20 protein-coding genes and 1 tRNA gene are annotated in these 21,396 nt (G+C 70.7%); 13 read left to right on the forward strand and 8 right to left on the reverse strand.

The features are described from left to right. Positions 1-16 precede the first annotated feature (16 nt). The 3 genes from BMX74_RS28685 to BMX74_RS28695 form a co-directional block, all read right to left on the reverse strand. Positions 17-1,090, reverse strand: coding sequence for a CU044_5270 family protein (locus BMX74_RS28685; RefSeq protein WP_143078796.1), 1,074 nt, complete (start codon positions 1,088-1,090; stop codon positions 17-19). After that, positions 1,083-1,649, reverse strand: a complete 567-nt coding sequence (locus tag BMX74_RS28690; protein WP_055509755.1) for an RNA polymerase sigma factor — start codon at positions 1,647-1,649, stop codon at positions 1,083-1,085. The genes BMX74_RS28685 and BMX74_RS28690 overlap by 8 nt, the downstream gene beginning before the upstream one ends. Before the next feature lie 155 nt (positions 1,650-1,804). Next, a complete protein-coding gene (locus BMX74_RS28695; RefSeq protein ID WP_055509753.1) occupies positions 1,805-2,401 on the reverse strand; it encodes a DUF1707 SHOCT-like domain-containing protein in 597 nt (198 codons plus the stop codon). A 91-nt stretch (positions 2,402-2,492) separates the two neighbouring features. On the opposite strand from BMX74_RS28695, the gene BMX74_RS28700 reads away from it, so the two are divergent. After that, the gene (locus tag BMX74_RS28700; protein ID WP_236715153.1) at positions 2,493-3,059 is read left to right on the forward strand and encodes an NADAR family protein; all 567 of its coding nucleotides are present in this window, start codon (positions 2,493-2,495) and stop codon (positions 3,057-3,059) included. A 36-nt stretch (positions 3,060-3,095) separates the two neighbouring features. Here the strand turns inward: BMX74_RS28700 and BMX74_RS28705 are convergent, their stop codons facing one another. Genes BMX74_RS28705 through BMX74_RS28715 form a run of 3 tightly spaced genes read right to left on the reverse strand, consistent with a single transcriptional unit; the run spans position 3,096 to position 5,794 of the window. Then, the gene (locus BMX74_RS28705) at positions 3,096-4,106 is read right to left on the reverse strand and encodes a zinc-dependent alcohol dehydrogenase (RefSeq protein WP_091103832.1); all 1,011 of its coding nucleotides are present in this window, start codon (positions 4,104-4,106) and stop codon (positions 3,096-3,098) included. Between the two features lie 9 nt (positions 4,107-4,115). Further along, on the reverse strand, positions 4,116-4,967 hold the full coding sequence (locus BMX74_RS28710; protein ID WP_420538145.1) for a fumarylacetoacetate hydrolase family protein: 852 nt from the start codon (positions 4,965-4,967) through the stop codon (positions 4,116-4,118). A gap of 50 nt (positions 4,968-5,017) precedes the next feature. Further along, positions 5,018-5,794, reverse strand: coding sequence for an IclR family transcriptional regulator (locus BMX74_RS28715; RefSeq protein WP_091103833.1), 777 nt, complete (start codon positions 5,792-5,794; stop codon positions 5,018-5,020). A 137-nt stretch (positions 5,795-5,931) separates the two neighbouring features. On the opposite strand from BMX74_RS28715, the gene BMX74_RS28720 reads away from it, so the two are divergent. The 10 genes from BMX74_RS28720 to BMX74_RS28765 all read left to right on the forward strand — a co-directional run bounded on the left by BMX74_RS28720 (position 5,932) and on the right by BMX74_RS28765 (position 18,153). Continuing rightward, positions 5,932-7,647 (forward strand): IlvD/Edd family dehydratase, encoded by a 1,716-nt coding sequence (locus BMX74_RS28720; RefSeq protein ID WP_091103835.1) that lies wholly within the window; start codon positions 5,932-5,934, stop codon positions 7,645-7,647. Positions 7,648-7,677: 30 nt separating this feature from the next. Continuing rightward, a complete protein-coding gene (locus BMX74_RS28725) occupies positions 7,678-8,361 on the forward strand; it encodes an SDR family NAD(P)-dependent oxidoreductase (RefSeq protein ID WP_091103837.1) in 684 nt (227 codons plus the stop codon). Positions 8,362-8,485: 124 nt separating this feature from the next. Then, entirely contained in the window at positions 8,486-9,514 is a 1,029-nt protein-coding gene (locus BMX74_RS28730) for a LacI family DNA-binding transcriptional regulator (protein WP_055509740.1), read from the forward strand. 325 nt (positions 9,515-9,839) lie between these two features. Then, positions 9,840-11,093, forward strand: a complete 1,254-nt coding sequence (locus tag BMX74_RS28735; protein WP_143078797.1) for an ABC transporter substrate-binding protein — start codon at positions 9,840-9,842, stop codon at positions 11,091-11,093. 93 nt (positions 11,094-11,186) lie between these two features. After that, positions 11,187-12,131 (forward strand): carbohydrate ABC transporter permease, encoded by a 945-nt coding sequence (locus BMX74_RS28740; RefSeq protein WP_091103840.1) that lies wholly within the window; start codon positions 11,187-11,189, stop codon positions 12,129-12,131. Next, positions 12,128-13,033: a carbohydrate ABC transporter permease gene (locus tag BMX74_RS28745; RefSeq protein ID WP_055509734.1), complete on the forward strand. Its 906-nt coding sequence runs from the start codon at positions 12,128-12,130 to the stop codon at positions 13,031-13,033. The genes BMX74_RS28740 and BMX74_RS28745 overlap by 4 nt, the downstream gene beginning before the upstream one ends. A 98-nt stretch (positions 13,034-13,131) precedes the next feature. Then, on the forward strand, positions 13,132-15,159 hold the full coding sequence (locus BMX74_RS28750; RefSeq protein WP_091103842.1) for a glycosyl hydrolase family 28 protein: 2,028 nt from the start codon (positions 13,132-13,134) through the stop codon (positions 15,157-15,159). 64 nt (positions 15,160-15,223) lie between these two features. Beyond that, a complete protein-coding gene (locus BMX74_RS28755) occupies positions 15,224-16,105 on the forward strand; it encodes an NAD-dependent epimerase/dehydratase family protein (RefSeq protein ID WP_091103845.1) in 882 nt (293 codons plus the stop codon). 33 nt (positions 16,106-16,138) lie between these two features. After that, positions 16,139-17,293: a galactonate dehydratase gene (dgoD, locus tag BMX74_RS28760; protein WP_055509728.1), complete on the forward strand. Its 1,155-nt coding sequence runs from the start codon at positions 16,139-16,141 to the stop codon at positions 17,291-17,293. Beyond that, positions 17,287-18,153, forward strand: a complete 867-nt coding sequence (locus BMX74_RS28765) for an SMP-30/gluconolactonase/LRE family protein (RefSeq protein ID WP_091103846.1) — start codon at positions 17,287-17,289, stop codon at positions 18,151-18,153. The genes dgoD and BMX74_RS28765 overlap by 7 nt, the downstream gene beginning before the upstream one ends. 74 nt (positions 18,154-18,227) lie before the next feature. Here BMX74_RS28765 and BMX74_RS28770 read toward each other — a convergent pair. Continuing rightward, a tRNA-Lys gene (locus BMX74_RS28770) sits at positions 18,228-18,301 on the reverse strand. Positions 18,302-18,401: 100 nt separating this feature from the next. Here BMX74_RS28770 and BMX74_RS28775 point away from each other — a divergent pair. Both BMX74_RS28775 and BMX74_RS28780 read left to right on the forward strand, forming a co-directional pair. Further along, on the forward strand, positions 18,402-19,241 hold the full coding sequence (locus BMX74_RS28775; RefSeq protein ID WP_055509724.1) for an AAA family ATPase: 840 nt from the start codon (positions 18,402-18,404) through the stop codon (positions 19,239-19,241). Next, positions 19,234-20,610 carry a vWA domain-containing protein gene (locus tag BMX74_RS28780; protein WP_055509722.1) on the forward strand — a complete coding sequence of 459 codons (1,377 nt, stop codon included), beginning with the start codon at positions 19,234-19,236 and terminating at the stop codon, positions 20,608-20,610. Before BMX74_RS28775 ends, BMX74_RS28780 begins: the two co-directional genes overlap by 8 nt. 21 nt (positions 20,611-20,631) lie before the next feature. Here the strand turns inward: BMX74_RS28780 and BMX74_RS28785 are convergent, their stop codons facing one another. Further along, positions 20,632-21,396, reverse strand: a complete 765-nt coding sequence (locus BMX74_RS28785) for a nuclease-related domain-containing protein (RefSeq protein ID WP_055509720.1) — start codon at positions 21,394-21,396, stop codon at positions 20,632-20,634.

Below are 21,396 nucleotides of genomic sequence, written 5' to 3' on the forward strand. Positions count from 1 at the left end.
GGGTCGGGGGGAAGTCTCAGCAGGGGATCTGCATGCGGGACGCGTTCGGCGACACCTCGGGCAGGCCGGGGACGACCTCGACGGTGAGCACCGCGGTGCCGTTCGCCGTGCCCTTCCTCTCGATGACCTCGCCGAGGGGCAGTCTCGCCTTTCTGTCCCTGGTGTTCACCGTGCGCTCGCCCAGGTAGCGATAGGTGCGCTTGTCGAAGATCAGGTCCGAGCGGGTGCCGTCGCCCTGGTCCATCCCGACGGCCAGGCCGGGCCTGCCGGCGACGTCCACGGTGTCGGGGATGAGCACGATGCCGTCCAGCCCCGCGGCCACCTCGTAGAGCGCGGCGCTCAAGCTGGGGCGGACCACCGACTCGGCGACCAGGCCCTGGAGGGAGGACCACATGCGCAGCGGATCCGGGCCGGTGTCGGCCAAGATCTTCGCACGCACCCGCGCGGGGTCCGTGGGCCAGCTGCGCAGCCGGGCGTAGGCCGGTTGGCCGGGGCAGGCCGCGGGCTCGTACACGGTGTCCTCGACGCCGTGGTCCCAGCGGTTGCGGGGCGCCGATCCCGTGGCCGACACGGCCTGCTCGCGGCTCAGCCAGGGCTTGCCGACGTCGGCGGCCTCCCAGCGTTCCTCGTTGACCAGCACCAGCACGTCGGTGTACTGCGGCGTGCCTGCCTCGTCCGCCGTGAACAGGCTGCGCTGGGTCAGCCTCCTGGTGTGCACGTACTGGCCGCGGGGCGGCACCATGTCCGGCTGCTCGGCGGCGGCCCGCGCGGCCAGCTTGAGCAGCGTCTGAGCGTCGGCGGGAGGCGCGGCGAGCGGGTTGCCCGGATCGGAGCCGCCCAGGCCCACCTGGGCGGCGAGGATGCCGGCGGTGAGCGCCGCCGTCATGGCGCCGGCCAGGCCGACTCGCCTGGTACGCAGGAAGGCGCCGGGAAGGGCGAGCACCCCACGGCCACGCGGACGGGCGAGCGCTCCCCGTCCGCCGGGACGGGCGATCGCGGACATCAGGGCAGCCCGGGAGGCCGCCAGGTCGTGCGCGCCCGGCTCGGGCGTGTCGGCCCACAGGCGGCCGAGCTCCTCCATCTCATTCATGGCCTGTCCCTTCCAGAGCCTGCCGGATCTTCTTGCGCGCCCGGTTGAGCCGGGAGCGGACAGTCCCGACCGGGACGTCCAGCGCCTCGGCCACCTCCTCGTACGTCAGCCCCGCCCACGCCACCAGCAGCAGCGTGTCCCGGTCGCGGGCGCCTAACCCGGCCAGGGCCGCCACCAGCGGCTTGTTCACCGCGAGCGTGTTCACGCCGTCCTCCACCAGCCCGCCGCCGATCTCCGCCGGGTGTACGCCGCCACGCACGTACGCCCGGTAGCGGGCCGCCTCGCGCCTGCGCCTCTTGCCGATCACGTTCGAGGCGATGCCGTACAACCAGGGCCGGGCGTCGGCCTGGCAGGACCGGTAGCGGTGCCGGTGCTCGAACGCCGCCAGGAACGTCTCGGACACCACGTCCTCGGCCGCTTCCGGACCGAGCCTGCGGGCCGCGTAACGATGCAGGGCGGGAGCATGCCGGTCGAACAGCGCGGCGAATGCCTGCGGCTCCCGCAGGGAGCGACGGATCAGGTCGGTGTCGGCGGCCTCGGCTGTCGCCGGTTCGGCCATGAACAGTTCAGCTCCTTCTCGCGGGTGCGGGCAGATTCGCCTGTTCTTACCGCTGCTCCGCCGAAGAGTTCACGCCGCGGCCCTGCGATTTCCGCCGCGGCACCGGCCGTACCCCCTTGCCTCCGTGCGGCAGGCGGCAGGCGGCAGCCGTCCGGTCACCCCGCGGGCGACGCGCCCCCGGTGACGCGGCGGCGGTACCTCACCCACACGTCGCCCGTCTTCACGTAGCCGGTGAGCCGTACGGTGACGCCGTCGGGCGCGAGCGGCTCCGGCGGGCTGTTGTGCACGGCGCCCAGGGCCACCCGCACCACCTCCTCGTCCCTGACCCACCAGCCGCGCGGCACCACCAGCCTGATGTCGCCGAACCAGGACGTGATCTCCACGTCCAGGACGACCTCCCTGTGCGGGCAGTCGGCCCCGGTGAAGTCGATGCGGACCGTGCCGCCTCTGCCAGCCTTGGCGCTCATCCGCCGCGGCACCGTCCAGCGTCCCGTCCGGCTGACCCTCCTGCTGACGGTGTGCAGGACGAGCTCGGCGCCGCCGGCCGCGGCCGGCAGGCCGGGGGGCTCCTCCTGGGGCAGGTCGGACACCACGTCGTCGAGCTGGCCGAGCGTCCTGGCCGCGTACGCGCGGTCGATCCGCTCGCCCAGCTCGTCCAGGCTGATGCGCCCCTCCGTGACGGCGACGCGGAGCAGCTCGGCCACGCGCTCCCGGTCGCGGTCGCCCGCCCGGACGTCCCGATGATCGGCCATGACCCACACCCTAGAAGCCCCCCGCCGGAAGGGAACCCCCCCACGGGAAATGGACATGACACCGTTCATCCGGGCGTGGCACGGTTGGGGGGTGACTGATCGACTTCCCCGTAGCGTGGCCGAGGCGATCGCGGCGGAGCGGTCGGGTCGGCGCCTGCGCTACCTGAACTTCTGGCGGCACCAGCCGTCCCGCGACGGCGAGGCGGGGCCGGGCTGCCTGTCGCAGTGGTGGCCCGTCGTCTTCACCGAGGACGGCCGCTCCTTCGCCTCCGCCGAGCACTACATGATGGCGCACAAGGCGTGGCTGTTCGGCGACGACGCCAAGGCCGCCGAGATCCTCGCCGCCGGCCACCCGGGCGAGGCGCAGGCGCTGGGCAGGGCCGTACGCGGCTTCGACCAGGAGACCTGGGACGCCCACCGGTCCGGCATCGTGGCGCGCGGCAACACGGCCAAGTTCTCGCAGCACCCGGAGCTGCTGGCGTACCTGCTGGGGACCCGTGACCGGGTCCTGGTCGAGGCCAGCCCGCGCGACCGCGTCTGGGGCATCGGCCTGGCCGCCGGCGACGACCGCGCCGCCTCCCCCACCACCTGGCAGGGCCTCAACCTCCTCGGCTTCGCCCTGATGGCGGCCCGCGACGCCCTGGATCACCCGGCCTGACACCCGGCCCCGTTGCGCGGCGGACTCGGTGCCGGGTCAGTGTCGAGGGTCGATGTGGATCTTCGGGCCCGGGCCGGCGGCCGAGCGGTTCCCGGCCAGCACGCCGGCCGCCTCGCCCAGGCCGACCGTGGCGGCGACGAGGGGGCGGGGGTCGACCGAGCCGTCGGCGTAGGCGGCGATGGCGCCGGGAATCCCGGAGGAGCCGCCGAGGATGCCGACGGCCACGATGTCCTTGAGCGCCAGATCGCGGGTGTCGAGGGTGCTCGGTGTCCCGGCGAGGCCGATGTACACCACGCGACCTGCCGGCTCCACGAGCTCCAGCGCGAGGGCCGGCAGCTGCGGGGCGTTGGAGGCGTCGATGACGGCGTGCCACGGAAGGGGCGGCAACGACTCGCGCAGCCAGGCACCGTCGACACCGAGGCGCCGGGGGAGACGCAGCGCCTCCTCGTCGCGTCCCATCATGTGGACCTCGGCCCCGCGCGCCCGCGCGAACTGCGCGACGAGCGACCCGATGGCTCCCGTGCCGAGGATCAGCAGTCGTCCACCTGGTCCTGCCCCCGCGCCCAGGACGGCGCGCAGGGCGTTGGCGCCGGGTTCCACCAGCGCGCCCGCGGTCTCGTCGACGGTGTCCGGCAGCGTGTGCAGGGCACCGACCGGCACCCTGAGCTGCTCGGCCAGGGCGCCGGGGACGCCGCCGCTGATGCCGATCTCGCGTAGATCGGCGCAGACGTGGTGGCGGCCGGCCCGACACCGGTGGCAGGTGCCGCACCCGATCATCGTGTCGCCGGTGACCCGGCGGCCCAGCCATGACCCGTCGACGCCCTCACCGATCGCCGCCACCCGGCCGCACCACTCGTGACCGGGGCGGAGCGGATACCGGGACCGGCCGGTGCTCAGATAGCTCATCGTGCCGGCGAACAGTTCCACGTCGGTGCCGCACACCCCGACTCGCTCGACGTCGACGATCACCTGGCCGGGTACGGCGACCGGTGGCTCGACGTCGTGGACCTCCGCCCGGCCGGGGCCGGTGAGAACCAGTGCCCGCACGCCGCGGCCCTACCGCGGCGCCACTACACGCTGGCGCTGGCTGCCCAGGCCGTCGATACCCAGCTCCATGGCATCGCCCGGCTTCAGCCAGATCGGTGGGGTGTGGCCCATCCCGACGCCGGGCGGGGTGCCCGTGTTGATCAGATCGCCGGGTTCCAGGACGAGGAACTGGCTCAGGTAGCGGACGATGAAGAAGGGATCGAAGATCATCGTCTTGGTGTTGCCGGTCTGCCGCCGCACGCCGTTGACGTCCAGCCACAGGCCGAGGTCGCGGACGTCGCCGATCTCGTCGGGAGTGACCAGCCAGGGGCCGGCCGGGTTGAACGTCTCGGCCGACTTGCCCTTGGCCCACTGGCCGCCGCGCTCCAACTGGAAGGAGCGCTCGCTGACGTCGTTGACCACGAGGTATCCCGCGATGGCCTCCGCCGCTTCCTCCGCCGTGTCGAGGTAGGAGGCGCGCCTGCCGATGACGATGCCGAGTTCCACCTCCCAGTCCAGCTTGGTGGATCCGCGGGGGACGCGGACGTCGTCGTTCGGGCCGACCAGGGTGTTGGGCGACTTCGTGAACAGGATCGGCTCGTCGGGCACGGCCTGCCCGGTCTCCGCGGCGTGGTCGCTGTAGTTGAGGCCGACGCAGAGGATCTGGTGCGGGCGGCCGATCGGCGCGCCGATCCGCTCGCCCGCGAAGGAGTGCAGTTCGCCGCGGGCGACACGGTCGGCGACGGGTGCGGCGAGCAGGTCGAGGCCTCCCGTGGCGAAGAACTTCTCGTCGAAGTCGGGAGTCAGGTCACTCACATCGACGTAGTGGGACTCGTCGACGCGGATGACCGGCTTCTCGGCGCCTGGCGCGCCTATGCGCATGAGATACAAGAGGTCCTCTTCTGGTGGGGAGCTGGTGGTGCCGGTGGGGGTCAGGAGGGGTTTCCGCCGGCGGCGATGGCCCGGATGGCGGGGAGGTCCTCGACGAGCTTCCACAGGGGTGTGCGGTAGGTCAGCCCGCTGACGCTGATCGCGCCACTGGGTGTGGTGGGCGAGGTCAGGTGGACCAGGACGGCCACGCAGTTGACGCCGGGCTCGTTCTCCTGGTCGTCGACGGCGTAGCCCTGTTCGCGGATCCGCACGAGTTCGGCGTGCAGGTCCTCGACGGTGCCGAGGGAGCGCTCGGTGCGGCGCTCGAGTCTCCGGTCGCCCGCCCAGGCGCGCACCGCGTCCTCGTCCCTGAGCGCGTCGGCGAGCAGGACCTTGCCCACCGCGGTGCAGTGGGCGGGGTTGCGCCCCCCGACCACGGAGGTCAGGCGCACGGCGCCGGCCGGCGGGTCGAGCTTCGAACGGTAGACGACCGAGGCGCCGTCCAGCACCGCGTAGTGCGCGGTCTCGCCGTACCGTTCGCACAGCGCCTGGAGGAGGGGCACGGCACGGACGTGATCGGGCCGTGCCTCGTGGTGGGCGAACGCCATCCGAAGGAACTCGTCGCCCAGGATGTAGCGGCCGTGGCCGTCCTTCGAGGCGAAGCCCGCGCGGCGAAGCGAGGCCAGCGCCCGGTGCACCGTCGGCTTCGGGCTCGCGACCCTGCGCGCCATCTCGTCCAGGCCGATGCCGTCGGGGTGACGGGCCAGCTCGGCCAGGACCGCGAGAACACGGTCGGATCCGACGAGCCTGGACTCGCCGTCGGCCACTCCCTCATTCACGTTTCGAAGAGTAGACCATCGTTCCGGGAATCGGAAGCAGGCGTCTCCTCCCTTCCCATTCCGGCACGCATGGGGCTAATGTGCCACCACATTCTGAATAACAGATTCAGATTCCGATTATTGGAAGATGATCTCAGTTGGTTACTCCCCGTAGTGCGCAGTGGTACAGGGGTACGGACCGGAATGCCTACATCCACCGGGCGTGGATGCGGCGCGGACTGCCTCCGCACGCCTTCGACGGACGTCCGCACATCGCGATCGCCAACACCGCCTCCGATCTGACCCCCTGCAACGCCCACCTCGACGAGGTGGGGCGGAGCGTGGCGAACGGCGTGTACGAGGCGGGCGGGATCCCGCTCGACCTGCCCACGGTCTCCCTCGGCGAGACGCAGGTGCGGCCGACGGCCATGCTGTGGCGGAACCTCGCCGCGATGACCATCGAGGAGATGCTGCGCGCCAACCCGATCGACGGCGTGGTGCTGCTCGGCGGCTGCGACAAGACGATCCCCGCTCTGCTGATGGCCGCCGCCTCGGTGAACCTGCCGGCGGTGGTGGTCCCCGGCGGGCCGATGCTCACCGGGACGTTCCGAGGAGCGCCCCTGGGCTGCGGCACCGACGTGTGGCGGCTGAGCGAGGACGTCCGCGCCGGCACGCTGAGTCAGGCGGAGTTCCTCCAGTCGGAGTCGTCGATGATTCGCAGCAAGGGCCACTGCAACACGATGGGCACCGCCTCCACCATGGGGCTGCTCGCCGAAGTCCTGGGCATGACCCTGCCAGGTGTCGCCGGCACTCCGGCCTCCGACAGCCGCCTGCTGGAGGCCGCGCACGTCACGGGCTCCCTCGCCGTCGAGCTGGTCGCGACCGACCGCCGGCCCGACGCCGTCATGACCCGCGCCTCGTTCCTCAACGCCATCGTGGCCCTCGCCGCGCTCGGCGGCTCCACCAACGCCGTGGTGCACCTGCTGGCCATCGCCGGTCGCCTCGGCGTGGACCTCACCCTCGACGACTTCGACCGCACCGGCTCGGGGGTGCCGCTGCTCGTCGACCTGCAACCGGCGGGCCGCTTCCTGATGGACGACCTGTACCGGGCCGGCGGCCTGCACGCCGTGCTGCGCGAGGTCCGCCACCTGCTCGACCCCGCCGCGCTGACGGTCACCGGACGGCCGCTGCTCGACCACGTCGGCGAAGCCCGCATCCACGACCCCGACGTCATCCGCACCTTCCGCGAACCCCTGCGGGAGGACGCGGGAATCGCCGTCCTTCACGGCAACCTCGCCCCCGACGGCGCCGTCGTCAAGCCGGCCGCGGCCTCGCCGCACCTGCTGCGCCACCGCGGCCCCGCGGTCGTCTTCGACTCCGTCGAGGACCTGCACGCCAGGATCGACGATCCGGACCTGGACGTCACCGCGGACTCGGTGCTGATCCTGCGCGGCTGCGGGCCCAAGGGCTACCCCGGCATGCCCGAGGTGGCCAACCTTCCTCTGCCCTCGAAGCTGCTGGCCGAGGGCGTGCGGGACATGGTCCGCGTCTGCGACGGCCGGATGAGCGGCACCGCCTATGGCACGGTCGTGCTGCATGTCGCGCCCGAGGCCGCGGCGGGAGGCCCGCTGGCGCGGGTGCGCACCGGCGACATGATCGTCCTCGACGTGGCCGCCCGCCGGCTCGACGTCGACGTCCCGGCGTCGGAGCTGGCCGCGCGCGAGCCGGCGGCGGCCGCGGTGCGGGCCTTCGCCCGGCCCGACCGCGGCTGGCAGCGTCTCTACGTCGAGACGGTACGGCAGGCCGACACCGGCGCCGACCTGGACTTCCTCATCGGTTCGAGCGGCGACGGCGTGCCGCGCGAATCCCACTGAACCGTCGAACCCGACCTTGGAGTCAACGCCATGACGACATCTCGCACCGCACTGATCACCGGAGGCGTCAGCGGCCTGGGCAAGGCCACGGCCGACCGCTTGCAGAGCGAGGGCGTTTCGGTCATAACGCTCGACATCACGGAAGGAGCCGATCTCGTCGTCGACGTCACCGACGCCGCCGCGGTGCAGGCGGCCGCCGACCAGGTGGGGCCGATCGACATCCTCGTCAACTCCGCCGGCATCGTCGGACCCAACGCACCGCTGTGGGAGGTGCCGCCTGACGGCTGGCGACGCACCTTCGAGGTCAACGTCCACGGCACCTTCAACACCTGCCGCGCCTTCGCGCCGGGCATGCGGGATCGGGGCTGGGGACGCATCGTCAACATCGCCAGCATGGCCGGCAAGGACGGGAACCCGAACATGGCGGCCTACTCCGCCTCGAAGGCCGCCGTCATCGCGCTGACCAAGTCCCTCGGCAAGGAGCTGGCCACCAGCGGAGTGCTGGCCAACGTCATCGCCCCGGCGGTGATCGAGACCCCGATGAACGCGGCCACCGCTCCCGAGGCGCTCGCCCACATCACGAGCCTCATCCCGATGCGGAGGATCGGGCATCCGGAAGAGGTCGCCGAGCTGATCGCCTGGCTCGCCTCCGATAAGGTCAGCTTCTCCACCGGCGCGGTGTACGACATCAGCGGGGGCCGCGCCACCTATTGACGCCACCCGTTGACGCGTCTGGAGAACGCGATTCCTCCCTCGCCGGACGGCGGCGATTACACTGCTGCCACGTCGCGTCCCGACTCGCCCCACGAGTCGGTCGCCGTCTGGGAGGAATGACCGAGTGAAGGTCCGCAGTGCCGCGACGCTCCGTGACATCGCCGCGATCTCAGGGGTCTCGGTCTCGACTGTCTCGCGCGTGCTCAACGGCACCGGCCGCGTGTCGACGGAGACCCGTAAGAGGGTGATGGACGCCGCGCGGCGGCTGGAGTTCCGCCCGAACGCGCTGGCCCAGTTCTTCGCCACCGGTCGCAGCCACACGGTCGCGGTGCTCGCGCAGAAGGCGACGGGCACCTTCTCGATGCCGGTCATCCTCGGCATCGCGGGCCGGCTCGCGAAGGAGGACGTCGCCGTCGTCGTCTACGGCGCCGAGGAGGACGACGTCGGCGCCCGGCCGGAGAATATCAGGAAGCTGCACGCACGGCAGATCGACGGCCTGATCGTCGTCGGAGACGGCAACGACCGCGTCCTGCCGTCGATCTCGCATCTGATGGATCCTCCGGCGGTCTACGCCTTCGGCGTCAGCGACCACGCGGAGGATCCGGCGTTCATTCCGGACGACCGGATGGCCGGCCGGCTGGCCGTGGAGCACCTGCTGTCGATCGGCAGGCGTCGGATCGCGTGCGTCGCCGGCCCGGCGAGGTCCGACGCGATGGGCCGCCGGGTCGAGGGGGCGCAGGAGGCGCTCCGCGCGGCGGGTCTCGACTGGGCGCGTCCTGTGATGCACGGCGGCTGGACCAGGAAGTGGGGACGGACGGCCGCCGAGGAGATCGTGGGCCGTCTGGGCTCCCTGGACGCCGTCGTCTGCGGCAACGACTTCATCGCCATGGGCCTGACCGAGGTGCTGACGGCACGGGGAGCCCGGATCCCCGACGACCTCGCGATCGTCGGGCATGACCTGTGGGAGCAGTACATCGGCGACGAACCGTACTTCACCTCGATCGACCCCATGCTGGGCGCGCTCGGCGAAGCGGTGGCGTCGCACCTTCTCGGACTGATCGCGGACACGGCGCTGTCCGGCGGCGTGCACGAGCTGCCGTGCCGGCTCGTGGTCGGCCACTCGACGGGCACGCCCGAGTCCGACCGGGTCTGACGAACGGTCGCGCGGCCCGGCATCCCGAGCGGACGGCAAGGCCGCGGCCGACCCCATGTGCACAACCGGTTGCCCAAACCGTCATCTTCCTGGAATCCCAGATAAGGGCGGGCTGAACTGGCTATTGACACTCGTGAAACGTCAAGGCAACATCTCTGAGCAACCGGTTGCGCAACCCGGGTTCCTCAAGCCCCCGACATCGTCGGCCCACCCCAAGGGGATTGCTGTGCAGAGAAACGTGGTCATGGCCGGCGTGGCGGCGATCGCCTTGGTTGTCACCGGGTGCTCGTCAGCCGCCGAATCTCAGGGCTCAGACAAGAACGGCGTGATCACTGTCACGGTGGGCGACCGGCCGCCCAGCAGCCAGCCCGAATTGCAGAAGGCGCTGGACACCTCCATCCAGCAGTTTCAGGCAGCCAATCCGAACATCAAGGTCGTCTCCAAGGAGACCTCCTGGAACGCCCAGACCTTCCAGGCCCTCCTGGCCGGCGGCCAGATGCCGACGGTGATGGGCGTGCCGTTCACCGAGCCGGCATCGCTGATCAAGAACCACCAGGTCGCGGACATCACCGCCGCCCTGAAGGCGACCGGCCTGGACGGCGAGCTCAACCAGTCGGTGCTGAGCGTCGCGCAGAGCGGCGGCGCCACCTACGGCGTCCCGACCGACGTCTACTCCGTGGGCCTGGCGTACAACCGGGCGCTGTTCAAGCAGGCGGGGCTCGACCCCGACCGGCCCCCGGCCACCTGGGAGCAGGTCCGGACCTACGCCGCCGCCATCGCCAAGGCCACCCATCAGGCCGGCTACGCGACCTACGACCAGGACCACTTCGGCGGCTGGATGACGACCGCGGCCACCTACAGCTTCGGCGGCAGGCTGGAGGACGCCGCCGGGACCAAGGCCACCCTCGCCATCCCGGAGCTCAAGGCCTACCTGAACCTCGTCAAGACGATGCGATGGACCGACACGAGCATGGGCTCCAACTTCAACTACAGTGCCAAACCCGCGCTCCAGGACTTCGCGGCGGGCAAGATCGGCATGATCCTGAATCTGCCTCAGGACTACCCGGCGATCGTGCAGAACTACAAGATGGACCCCGACGACTACGGGTTCGCCGCCCTGCCCCAGCAGACGGGCACGAGCGTCTCCCTGTCCGGTGGCATCGTCCAGGTCTTCAACCCCCGCGCGAGCGAGGCGGAGATCGTGGCCGGCCTGAAGTGGATCAAGTTCAACCGCTTCAACCAGTACTCCAGCCAGGCCGCCGCCGTGGCCGCCGCCCAGGCCGCGACCAAGGACGGAGCACTCGTCGGCCTGCCCGCGCTCACCCCCCTGAGCCAGGCCAAGTACCAGCAGTACCAGGAGTGGATCAAGCCCCTCGCCAACGTGCCGGTGGCGAACTTCGCGGGATACACGGCGGTGGCGGACAAGCAGAGCATCGTCCCGGAACCTCGCGGCAACGCCCAGTACCTCTACGGGCAGCTGGACGTGGTCCTGCAGGCCGTCCTGACGAACAAGGACGCGGACATCGACGCGCTCCTGCGCACCGCCGAGCAGAACGTCGACGGGCGGCTCGGTCACTAGCGGCCGCCGTCTCGCGGGCCGGGCCGTGCCGGCGCACGAGACCTGCCGGCGAGACCGGGGCGAGGCAATGAAGATCTCAGAGAGAAGGTAGGGATGCTCACCGACGCGCTCCAGGCCACCGCGACGGGCGAACCTGCGGCGGCGGTGCGGCGGGCGCCTGCCCGGCGCCGCCGGTGGCACGGCTGGACGACCGCCATCGTGCTCGCCTTACCCGGTCTGGCCGTCTTCGGACTGTTCTCGTGGTGGCCGATGATCCGCTCGGGCATCATGGCCTTCCAGGAGACGAACCTGATCGGTGGCGGTTCGTGGGTCGGCCTTCGGAACTTCGCCTACGTCCTGCACGACCCCGCACTTCCACAGGCCGTACGCAACACCCTGTGGTTCGCGCTCCTCGGCCTGGTCCTCGGCTTCCCGATCCCGATCGCGCTGGCCGTCTTCATCTCGGAGCAGCGCGGCTGGCGATCGACCTTCAGCGTGCTGGCGTACCTGCCGGCCGTCATCCCGCCGGTGGTGGCGATCCTGCTGTGGCGGGTGTTCTACGATCCGTCGCCGGAGGGCGCGCTCAACGCGCTCCTGCGTCAGGTGGGCCTCGGCCCGTACTCGTGGCTGAACTCCACCTCCCTGGCCATGCCCGCGGTGGTGATGGAGGTCATCTGGGCCACCGCCGGATCCACCACGGTCGTCTACCTCGGGGCCCTGAGCCGGGTGGGCGGAGAGCTCTACGAGGCCGCCGAGATCGACGGGTGCGGCATCTGGAAGCGCATCTGGCACGTGACCCTGCCGCAGATGCGCGGATTCATCCTCGTCCTCCTTCTCCTGCAACTCATCGGAACCCTGCAGGTGTTCACCGAGCCCTTCCTGCTGACCGGCGGAGGACCCGCGAACTCCACCACCACGGTGCTGATGCTGATCTACAACTACGCGTTCGTGTACGGGAACTTCGGGGCGGCCGCGGCGCTGTCGGCGATGCTCATGGCCGTGCTGACGCTGGTGGCGGCCCTCTACCTCGCCGCGACCAGAAGGTGGTCCCGGTCATGAGGACGAGTCAGCCTGAGCCGACGGCACAGAGCCGATCGATCATCTCGCCCAACGACCTGCACCGCGCCTCGGTACGCCTCACCCTGGGCACCTCCCGCGTCCTGATCCTGGCGTCGCTCCTCCTCGCCAGCCTGGGGCCGTTCGTCTGGCTGTTCAAGGCGTCGATCTCCACCACGCAGGACACCATCCGGCACCCGTACGGGTGGTTCCCCTCCGGGACCCGTTGGGACAACCTGTCCACGGCCTGGCACCAGGTCGATGTCAGCCGGTACATCCTGAACTCAGCGGTGATGACCATCGGCGAGATCGCGGTGAGCCTGGTCGTCACCGTCACCCTCGCCTACGCGCTCGCGATCCTGCGCCCCGCGTGGGGGCCGATCGTCTACGGCGCGGTACTGGCGACGCTCTTCATCCCGGTCGCGGTGGCGATGGTCCCGCTGTTCATGACCATCTCGGATCTGCCCCTGCTGCACACCAGCCTGGTCAGCAGCTACTGGTCGGTGTGGCTGCCCGCAGGCGCCAACGCCTTCAACGTCCTGATCATGAAGCGCTTCATGGACGACTTCCCGCGGGAGATCCTCGAAGCCGCGTCAGTCGACGGGGCGGGACCGCTCCGCACGCTGTGGCACGTCGTCCTTCCGCTGGCGAAGCCGATGGTCGTCGTGGAGGCGGTCCTCGTGATGATGGCCGCCTGGAAGGACTACCTGTGGCCGAGCCTCGCCCTGCAGGAGCCGGACATGCAGCCGATCTCCGTGGCGTTGCCGCGGGTCGCCGAGAACGCCGAGCTGAGCGTCCAGATGGCCGCCATGTTCATCGCGCTCGTCATCCCGCTCCTCGTCTTCCTCGTGTTCCACCGCCAGCTTCTGCGCGGCGCCAGCCTCAGCGGCGCGCTCAAGGGATAGCGGGCGAGTCCGAGCACGCACACCACGTCAAAGAAGGTGGTCAGGCAGTGATGACCCGATCAGTCGGATCCGCGATCTCCAGAACGGTGACAGTCCTCATGGCCTGTCTGCTCCTCCTCGCAGGTGTCGGGAACACGGCGAACGCCGCCACCGCCACCGAAACCGCCACCGACACCGCCACCGTGACGGCCTATCCCGTGCCGGCCGGCGCGCGGGCCAGCGGCGACTTCACGGTCACGGCGAACGGGGTCGGCGCGGGCGTCTACGACGCCGGCGTCAACTCGTGGGGAAACCACGTGTCGTTCTCCACCTTCGACTTCTCGCGCGGCCCCGTCACCGTCGCGATCACGGTCGGCTTCGGTTTCTCCGGCTTCTCGCTGCTTCCCGCCTCGCCACCGGTCAGGGCGACCGCCACAGGCCGGACGATCACCTTCACCCTGGCCGGACCGGCGAACCTCAGCCTCGTCCTGGACGGCGACTACCAGGGAAGAGTCCTCCACCTGTTCGCTCAGGCCCCCGAGAGCGACGTCCCTTCACCGACAGACCCCGGCGTCGTCTTCTTCCCGCCGGGATACCACGCACGGACCGGCTCCCCGATCATCATCGGGAGCGGTCAGACGCTCTACCTGGCTCCCGGAGCCGTCCTCAACGCCCGCGTCCGCGTCCAGAACGCGACGGGCGCGAGGATCATGGGACATGGGGTGCTGATGACCGACTACCGGCACACCCCCTCGGGCCGGGACGACGACGATGTCACTCTGGCGGTCAGCAAGTCCAGCGACGTGACCATCGACGGCGTCATCGCCAACCGGTCCGTGGCGAGCTGGACCGGGTTCATCAGCCGGTCCAGCGACGTCAGGGTCACCAACTACCACGTGGTGAGCCCCGCGTACGCCAGCACCGACGCTTTCGACATCGTCAGCAGCCATGACGTCACCTTCGACGGGGTGTTCGTCCGCTGCGCCGACGACACGGTCTCCATCAAGGGTTTCACGCCCAACGGCTACGACCCGCTCGCGAATCCCGCCGACAGCCCGGCGATCCACAACATCACCTATCGGAACGCCCAGTTGTGGAGCGACGCGAACAACGCCATGGTCGTGGGTGAGGAGACCCTGGCGGCGAGCTACTCGGCCATCACGTTCGACGACATCGACGTCCTGTACAGCTTCGACGACGCCGGCCATCCGGACGCCCTCACCGACCGCGCCGCCATGACCGTGCTGATGCTGAACGGCACCGACATGCGCGACATCACCTTCAGCGACATCCGGGTCAACCAGGCCAAGCGCCTCATCGACCTGACCGTCAGAAACAGCGTGTGGTTCGGCTCCCAGCTCGGGAACCAGACCTGGCCGGGAACGATCCACGGCGTCACGTTCCGGAACGTCACCTCGGGATCCAGCGGCTCCAACGAGATCCGCATGGAGGGCTTCAGCCGCCGTAACGGCATCTCGAACGTGACCCTGGACAACGTCGCCATCGGGGGGCGGCCGGTCTGCGACTTCAGCGACCCGCACCTGAACATCAACGCCTATGTCTCAAGCGTCACCATCGAGAACCCCTGCGCGTCCGTCACCCTCCCGGCCGGACCCGTCCGCGTCACTCCCGACGCCGCCTGGAACGACGACCTCTTCGACGCCTCCCACGGCTACCTGATCGGCTCCCAGGACGGGTCCGGCCCGTGGTCCTACCAGACCTGGATCGCGGGCGTCGGATTCACGCCGATGAAATGGAGCACCGCGGACAACCGGTGGCACGGGACGGCCACGTACGACGTGGTGTGGCTGGGCGACAACGCCCTCGAACTGTCACCGGACGGCGACCAGGTGCTGGTGAACTGGACGGCCCCGCGCAGCGGGACGGTGCTGGTGACCGGCGGGGTGGCCAAGCTCGACACCCGCGGCGGCGACGGCGTCAACGTCAGCATCTGGCGGAACCAGACCAACATGTGGCCGGGCGACGGCGCGTGGCAGGCGGTCGCCCACGACGACACGACCGGCTACTCCCCTTCGGTCCGGCTGACGGTCTCGGCCGGCGACGTGATCTCCTTCCGCCTGGACCAGGGCGGCGACCCGGCCTACGACTCGACGACCTGGGCGCCGCGGATCACGTACCTCTCATGACACCGAGGACAGGACGCGCCGGAGATCGGCCCGGATTCACCAACAAAGGCTAGGAAGTCACATCATGACCATCGGGGAACGCACCGTCCTGGTGACGGGTGCGGACGGCAACATCGGGCGTGCCACCGTTGCCCATCTGAGCGCGCACGGCTGGCGGGTCGTCGCGTTCTCGCTGAGTTTCGGATCAGGAGTCGCCGGTGCGGCACGGCTCGTCACGGGCGACGTCACGGTGGAGCACGACGTCGACGAGGCTTTGCGCGGCGGCGTGGACGCCGTCGTCCACCTGGCCGCGCTTCCGCACTGGGACTCCGGCACCCCCTACGCCGTCTACACCACCAATGTCGTCGGCACGTTCACCGTGCTCACGCACGCCGCCGCGGCCGGAGTGCGGCGAGCGGTGATCGCGAGCAGCATCCACGCCTCGGGGATCGCCGGCAACCATTACGGCGTCCTTCCGCCCTACTTCCCGCTCGACGAGCAGACGCCCATCGCCCACGACGACTGGTACTCGCTGTCGAAGTACTCGGACGAGCGGACCGCCGCCATGGTCGCCAGCCGTTGGGGCATGCCGGTCGTCGCGCTCCGGTTCCCGCTGGTGAACAACCAGGAGGTGCTGCGGGCCGTGTCGGCGGAATGGACCGAGGACCCGGAGGCAGGACTCCGGCTCGGCTGGGCCTATCTGGACGTCCGCGACGGCGCCGAAGCCATCCGCCTGTCGCTGGAAGCTCCCGCGACCGGCGCGTCGGTCCTGCACCTGGCGGCTCGCGACACGCTCGTCCCCTTCCCCACGGAGGAGTTGCTCGACCGCTACGCGCCGCAGGTGCCACGCAGGCGCGGCTTCCCCGGGCGGGCGGTTCCGGTCAGCACCGATCGCGCCTTCGCGGAGATCGGGTTCGTGCCCCGCTACTCGATGCCCATGCCGGAACTCCGGTCGGTCGAGGACTGATTCCGCCGCCTTCGGCTTCGCAAGGAGAGCCCTTTGAAGATCACATCTGTGGAGACCTTCGTCCTGAGCAACCGGCGGCTGCTGGTCAAGATATCCACCTCGGCGGGTGTCGCGGGCTGGGGGGAGGCGACGCTGGAGAACTGGGTCCGCCCGGTCGACGCCACCGTACGGCAGATGGCCGGCTACCTGGTCGGCCAGGACCCTCGCCGGATCACGCACCACTGGCAGGTCCTGGCACGGGGCGGTTTCTACCGGGGTGGCCCGGTCATCCTGTCGGCCCTCGCCGGCATCGATCAGGCGCTCTGGGACATCAAAGGACGGTCGCTCAACGCCCCGATCCACGAGCTCCTCGGCGGCGCGGTACGCGACTCCGTGCGGATCTACGCCCACTCCAACAGCGGGGGTGAGCACACCGGCGATCCCGATCGCGCCGCGATGCTCGCTTCTCACGGCTACACCATGGTGAAGGTGGCTGCCGCCAAGAAGGCCCGCTTCACCGAGACCCAGCGCTACGTCGAGGAGTTCGTGGAGGACATCCGCGATCTCCGTTCGCGGGTCGGGGGCGACGTGGACATCGCCATCGATCTGCACGGCCGCTTCTCCACCGCGCTGGCCCGGCACGTGTTGCCGCTGCTGGAACCGTTCCACCCCGCGTTCGTGGAGGAGCCGCTCCGCCCGGAGCACTCCGACCAACTCGGCCGGATCACCGCGACGACCTCGATCCCGATCGCGACGGGGGAGCGTCTGTATTCGCGCGAGGAGTTCCTGCGCGTGCTGCCGCACGGCATCGCGATCGTTCAGCCGGACCTGTCACACGCGGGAGGCATCACCGAGTGTTTCCGCATAGCCACCCTGGCCGAAAGCCATGACGCGCAGATCGCTCCGCACTGCCCCTTGGGGCCGGTGGCGTTGGCCGCGTGCCTGCAGCTGGACGCCGCGGTCCCCAACTTCCACACCCAGGAGACGGTCATCGAGGTCCACGACCCGGGAGCCGGGCTCGGCCTCGAACTCCTCCGCGATCCGACGGTCCTGAGGCCTGTCGCAGGGCGGATCCCGGTCCTGACCGGCCCCGGTCTGGGCATCGAGATCGACGAGGAGGCGGTGCGCGAGGCGGTGGTCGCAGGCCCGCTGAGCGCCGGGGCGGACACCTGGCTCTACGAGGACGACGGGAGTTTCGCGGAGTGGTAGTCAGGCGCTTCACCGCCGCCGCGCTCACCGGCCCGGTCAGTGATCACGGCGAGGGCCCGGTGTGGCACCCGTCCTGGCCCGGGCCGCGGTGGGTGGACATGCTGGCCGGGGACATCCTCACCCTGGACGAACGTTCCGGCCGCGTCGACCGGCGCCATGTCGGGGACATCGCGGCGGCGTTGCGTCCGCGGACCGGCGGCGGAGTGGTGGTGGCCACCAGGCGGCGGTTCGTCCTGCTCGACGCGGACCTGCACGTCGAGCGGAGGCTGCCACCGCTGTGGACCGACCCCGACGTGCGCATGAACGACGGCGGCTGCGACCCCTTTGGGCGCTTCTACTGCGGATCCATGCACGACGAGGCACGGCCGGGCGCGGGCACGCTGTACCGGCTCGATCCGGACGGCACGGCCGGCCCGGTGCTCGGTGGCCTGACGATCTCCAACGGCATCGACTTCAGTCCTGACGGCCGTCTGGCGTACTTCACGGACAGCGCCACCAGGAGGATCGACGTCTTCGGCTACGCGGAGAACGGTTTCGCCGAGCGGCGCCGCTTCGTCCAGGTACCGGTCGAGGCGGGGCTTCCGGACGGACTCACCGTCGACTCCGCCGGCAACGTCTGGGTGGCGCTGTGGGGCGGCGCGGCCGTCCGCCGCTACCGCGCGTCGGGGGACCTGGACGCCGTGATCGAGCTGCCTGTCAGTCAGGTCTCCGCCTGCACCCTGGGCGGGGAGGGGCTGCGCACCCTCTACGTCACGACCTCGGCGCACGGCGTGGACCCGGCGGAGGAACCCGCAGCCGGTTCGCTCTTCGCGGCCCGGGTCGACGTGCCCGGCAAGCCCGCGCTCGGCTATCACGGTTGAGCGCGGGCGCCGTGGAGACGTCACCACATGCAAAAACCCCAGGTCAGCAGAACTGACCTGGGGTTTCTCGCCAGTGCGCCGCCAGGGACTCGAACCCCGGACCCGCTGATTAAGAGTCAGCTGCTCTGACCAACTGAGCTAGCGGCGCCTGCAGAGAGGAATATACCGGCACTCCGCATCTTGGTCGAATCGGCATCGATGGGGAGCGGGTCGCTAGAATAAAGTTCGGCCTGCAGACAGGAGCATCCATGTTCGACTCCCCCGCCGACGTGACGCAGCGGCTCGCCGCCGTGGGCTACCTCTCCGACGACGCCATCTCCACCTCGGTGTTCCTGGCCGCCGCGCTCGGCAAGCCGCTGCTGGTCGAGGGGCCGGCCGGGGTGGGCAAGACGCAGCTCGCCAAGGCGGTGGCGCAGGCCACCGGGTCCGCCCTCGTACGCCTGCAGTGCTACGAGGGCCTCGACGAGGCCCGCGCGCTGTACGAGTGGAACTACAAGAAGCAGCTCCTCCGCATCCAGGCCACGAGCGCCGACGACGACATCTTCACCGAGGAGTTCCTGCTGGAACGCCCGCTGCTGAAGGCCATCAGGTCGGCGGAGCCGTCGGTGCTGCTGATCGACGAGATGGACAAGGCGGACGTCGAGGTCGAGGGCCTGCTGCTGGAGCTGCTGTCGGACTTCCAGGTGACGATCCCGGAGCTGGGCACGATCAGCGCCGTGCGCAGGCCGTACGTGGTGCTCACCTCGAACGCCGCCAGGGAGCTGTCGGAGGCGCTCAAGCGGCGCTGCCTCTACCTGCACATCGGGTACCCGACGCCGGAGCGCGAGCGCGACATCGTGCTCGGCCAGGTGCCCACGATCCGCGCGGACCTGGCCGAGCAGCTCGCCCGGACGGTGGCCACGCTGCGGGCCCTGGAGCTGAAGAAGGCGCCGTCGGTGGCGGAGACCGTGGACTGGGCGCGCACGCTGCTGGCCCTCGGCAGGGAGGACCTGGACGAGGCCACGGTGGCGGGCACGCTGGGCGTGGTGCTCAAGCACGTCTCCGACCACGCGCGGGCGGTCAAGGAGCTGGGGCTGCCCGATGCCTGAGCCCGGGTCGCTGGTGGACCGGCACGTCGGGTTCGTGCAGGCGCTGCGCGAGGCGGGCCTGCCGGTGTCGGTGTCGGAGGGCCTGGACGCCGCGCGGGCGCTGGCCGTGATCGACCTGCGTGAGCGGGAGTCGCTGCGCGCGGCGTACGCGGCCACGCTGGTGAAGAAGCCGGCGTACCGGCCGGGGTTCGACGTGCTGTTCGACCTGTGGTTCCCGCCTTCGACGTCGGGGATGCGGGCGCGGCGGGCCGAGGACCCGGCCGGGGACCTGGCCGAGGCGCCCGTGGAGAAGCTGCGCGACCGGCTGGCGGAGCTGCTCGCCGAGGGCACGGAGGTGGAGCTGCGCGAGTTCGCGCAGGCCATGGTGGAGCGTTTCGGCCGCCAGCCGGCCACGCCGGGGCGGCAGAGCTGGTTCTCGTACGGGGTGCTGCGGGCGCTGTCGCCGGAGACCCTGATGGCGCGCATCCTGCGGCAGGCGCTGGCCGGGCGGGAGCGCGGCGGCCTGGCGGAGAAGACGGTCAGGCAGCGGGTCACGTCGGGGATCAGGCGGTTCGAGGAGGCGGTGGCCGCGGACGTGCGCAGGCGCATCGCCGAGGAGTCGGGGGTGGAGCGCATCGCGCGTTCGACGGTGCGCCCGCCGCTCGACCAGATCGACTTCCTGCGCGTCACGAAGGCCGACCTGGCCAGGCTGCGCAGGGAGGTGTACCCGCTGGCCAGGCGGCTGGCCGCGCGGCTGACGATCAAGCACAGGAAGGGCAGGCGGGGCAGGCTCGACTTCCGCAGGACCGTGCGGGCGTCGCTGCAGAGCGGCGGCGTGCCCCTGACGACGCATTTCCGGCCGCCCCGCCCGCACAAGCCGGAGCTGGTCGTCCTGTGCGACACCAGCGACTCGGTGTCGTCGTTCGCGCACTTCACGCTGCTGCTCACGTACGCGCTGCGCGAGCAGTTCACCCGGGTGCGGGCGTTCGGCTTCGTGGACACCGTGGACGAGATCACGAGGTTCTTCCAGCCGGGCGCCGACGTGGTGGAGGCCATGACGCGGCTGGCGAACGAGGCCGACATGGTGCGGTTCGGCCGCACGAACTACGGTCACGCGCTGGAGCGCTTCGCCGAGCGATACGGCGACGCGGTCGGGCCGAAGACGTCGCTGCTGATCCTCGGCGACGCCCGCTCCAACTACCAGCCGCCCGCGCTCGGCACGCTGCGGGCGCTGGCGGGCAGGGCCAGGCACGCGTACTGGCTCAATCCGGAGCCGAGGGCCCAGTGGGACACGGGCGACTCGGTCGCCGGCGACTACGCGGCGGTCGTCCCGATGCACGAGTGCAGGAACGTGGCGCAGCTCACCGCGTTCATCGAGGCGATCGCCTAGCGGCGGCGCCGGGCCGGGGGGTCAGACCCTCCTGAGCTCCCTGGCGGCGACGCGGGCGAGCAGCTCGACCTGGGCCTTGTCGTACACGACCCGCTCGGCCTGCCTGACGACCCTGGCGATCAGGCGGGGCTTGAGCAGGATGAGCCCCTCGGCCGCGACGGTGCCGCCCTTGGGCAGGTTGCCGCAGTGCACGGCCAGCATGGGGGTGATGGTCACCGGCACGCCGGTCTCGCGGCCGAGCAGCTCGGCGAACGCCTCGGCGGTCTCGACGAGCGGCTTGGCCACCTTGGTGCCGTACTTCTCGCCGATGAACAGCCGCCCGCCGTACGCGCCGATCTCGGTGTCGGGGCTCCACGACTCGTTGTCGATGATCCAGACGCCGGTGGGGCCGATGACCAGGTGGTCGATGCTGGCCTGGTCGCGGATGGCCCGGCCGTCGAGCACCCGGTAGCCGCGCCGCGCCAGCGACCTGCGCAGCAGGCGTCCGGTGATGACCTCGCCGCGCCGCGCGCCCCGCCAGACGGCGGTCCTGCGGAACGACCACCACGCGAGGTACCAGTCGGCGGCGGCCGTCAGCGCGGCGGCCAGCAGGCCGAACGCCGGGGCCAGGGCCAGTCCGAACCGGTACGCGAGCGCGACGCCCACGAGGAAGCCGCCCGCGGCCTTGACGTACCTCGACTTGCGCCGGTTCTGGGCGTCCTCGCGCCAGAACTTCTCGTACCACCACTGAGGAGAGGACCCCGTGAACTTCTCGTCCTGCTGCACGTAGATAGAGCCACCGGGCAC

The sequence above is a fragment of the Nonomuraea pusilla genome, from assembly GCF_900109355.1.
Lineage (GTDB): Bacteria > Actinomycetota > Actinomycetes > Streptosporangiales > Streptosporangiaceae > Nonomuraea > Nonomuraea pusilla.

Excerpts from the sequence above, each read along its gene's own strand:
- BMX74_RS28685 (WP_143078796.1), bottom strand. The coding sequence starts at position 1,090 with ATGAATGAGATGGAGGAGCTCGGCCGCCTGTGGGCCGACACGCCCGAG.
- BMX74_RS28690 (WP_055509755.1), bottom strand. The coding sequence starts at position 1,649 with ATGGCCGAACCGGCGACAGCCGAGGCCGCCGACACCGACCTGATCCGT.
- BMX74_RS28695 (WP_055509753.1), bottom strand. The coding sequence starts at position 2,401 with ATGGCCGATCATCGGGACGTCCGGGCGGGCGACCGCGACCGGGAGCGC.
- BMX74_RS28710 (WP_420538145.1), bottom strand. The coding sequence starts at position 4,967 with ATGCGCATAGGCGCGCCAGGCGCCGAGAAGCCGGTCATCCGCGTCGAC.
- BMX74_RS28725 (WP_091103837.1), top strand. The coding sequence starts at position 7,678 with ATGACGACATCTCGCACCGCACTGATCACCGGAGGCGTCAGCGGCCTG.
- BMX74_RS28740 (WP_091103840.1), top strand. The coding sequence starts at position 11,187 with ATGCTCACCGACGCGCTCCAGGCCACCGCGACGGGCGAACCTGCGGCG.
- BMX74_RS28745 (WP_055509734.1), top strand. The coding sequence starts at position 12,128 with ATGAGGACGAGTCAGCCTGAGCCGACGGCACAGAGCCGATCGATCATC.
- BMX74_RS28750 (WP_091103842.1), top strand. The coding sequence starts at position 13,132 with ATGGCCTGTCTGCTCCTCCTCGCAGGTGTCGGGAACACGGCGAACGCC.
- BMX74_RS28755 (WP_091103845.1), top strand. The coding sequence starts at position 15,224 with ATGACCATCGGGGAACGCACCGTCCTGGTGACGGGTGCGGACGGCAAC.
- BMX74_RS28775 (WP_055509724.1), top strand. The coding sequence starts at position 18,402 with ATGTTCGACTCCCCCGCCGACGTGACGCAGCGGCTCGCCGCCGTGGGC.
- BMX74_RS28780 (WP_055509722.1), top strand. The coding sequence starts at position 19,234 with ATGCCTGAGCCCGGGTCGCTGGTGGACCGGCACGTCGGGTTCGTGCAG.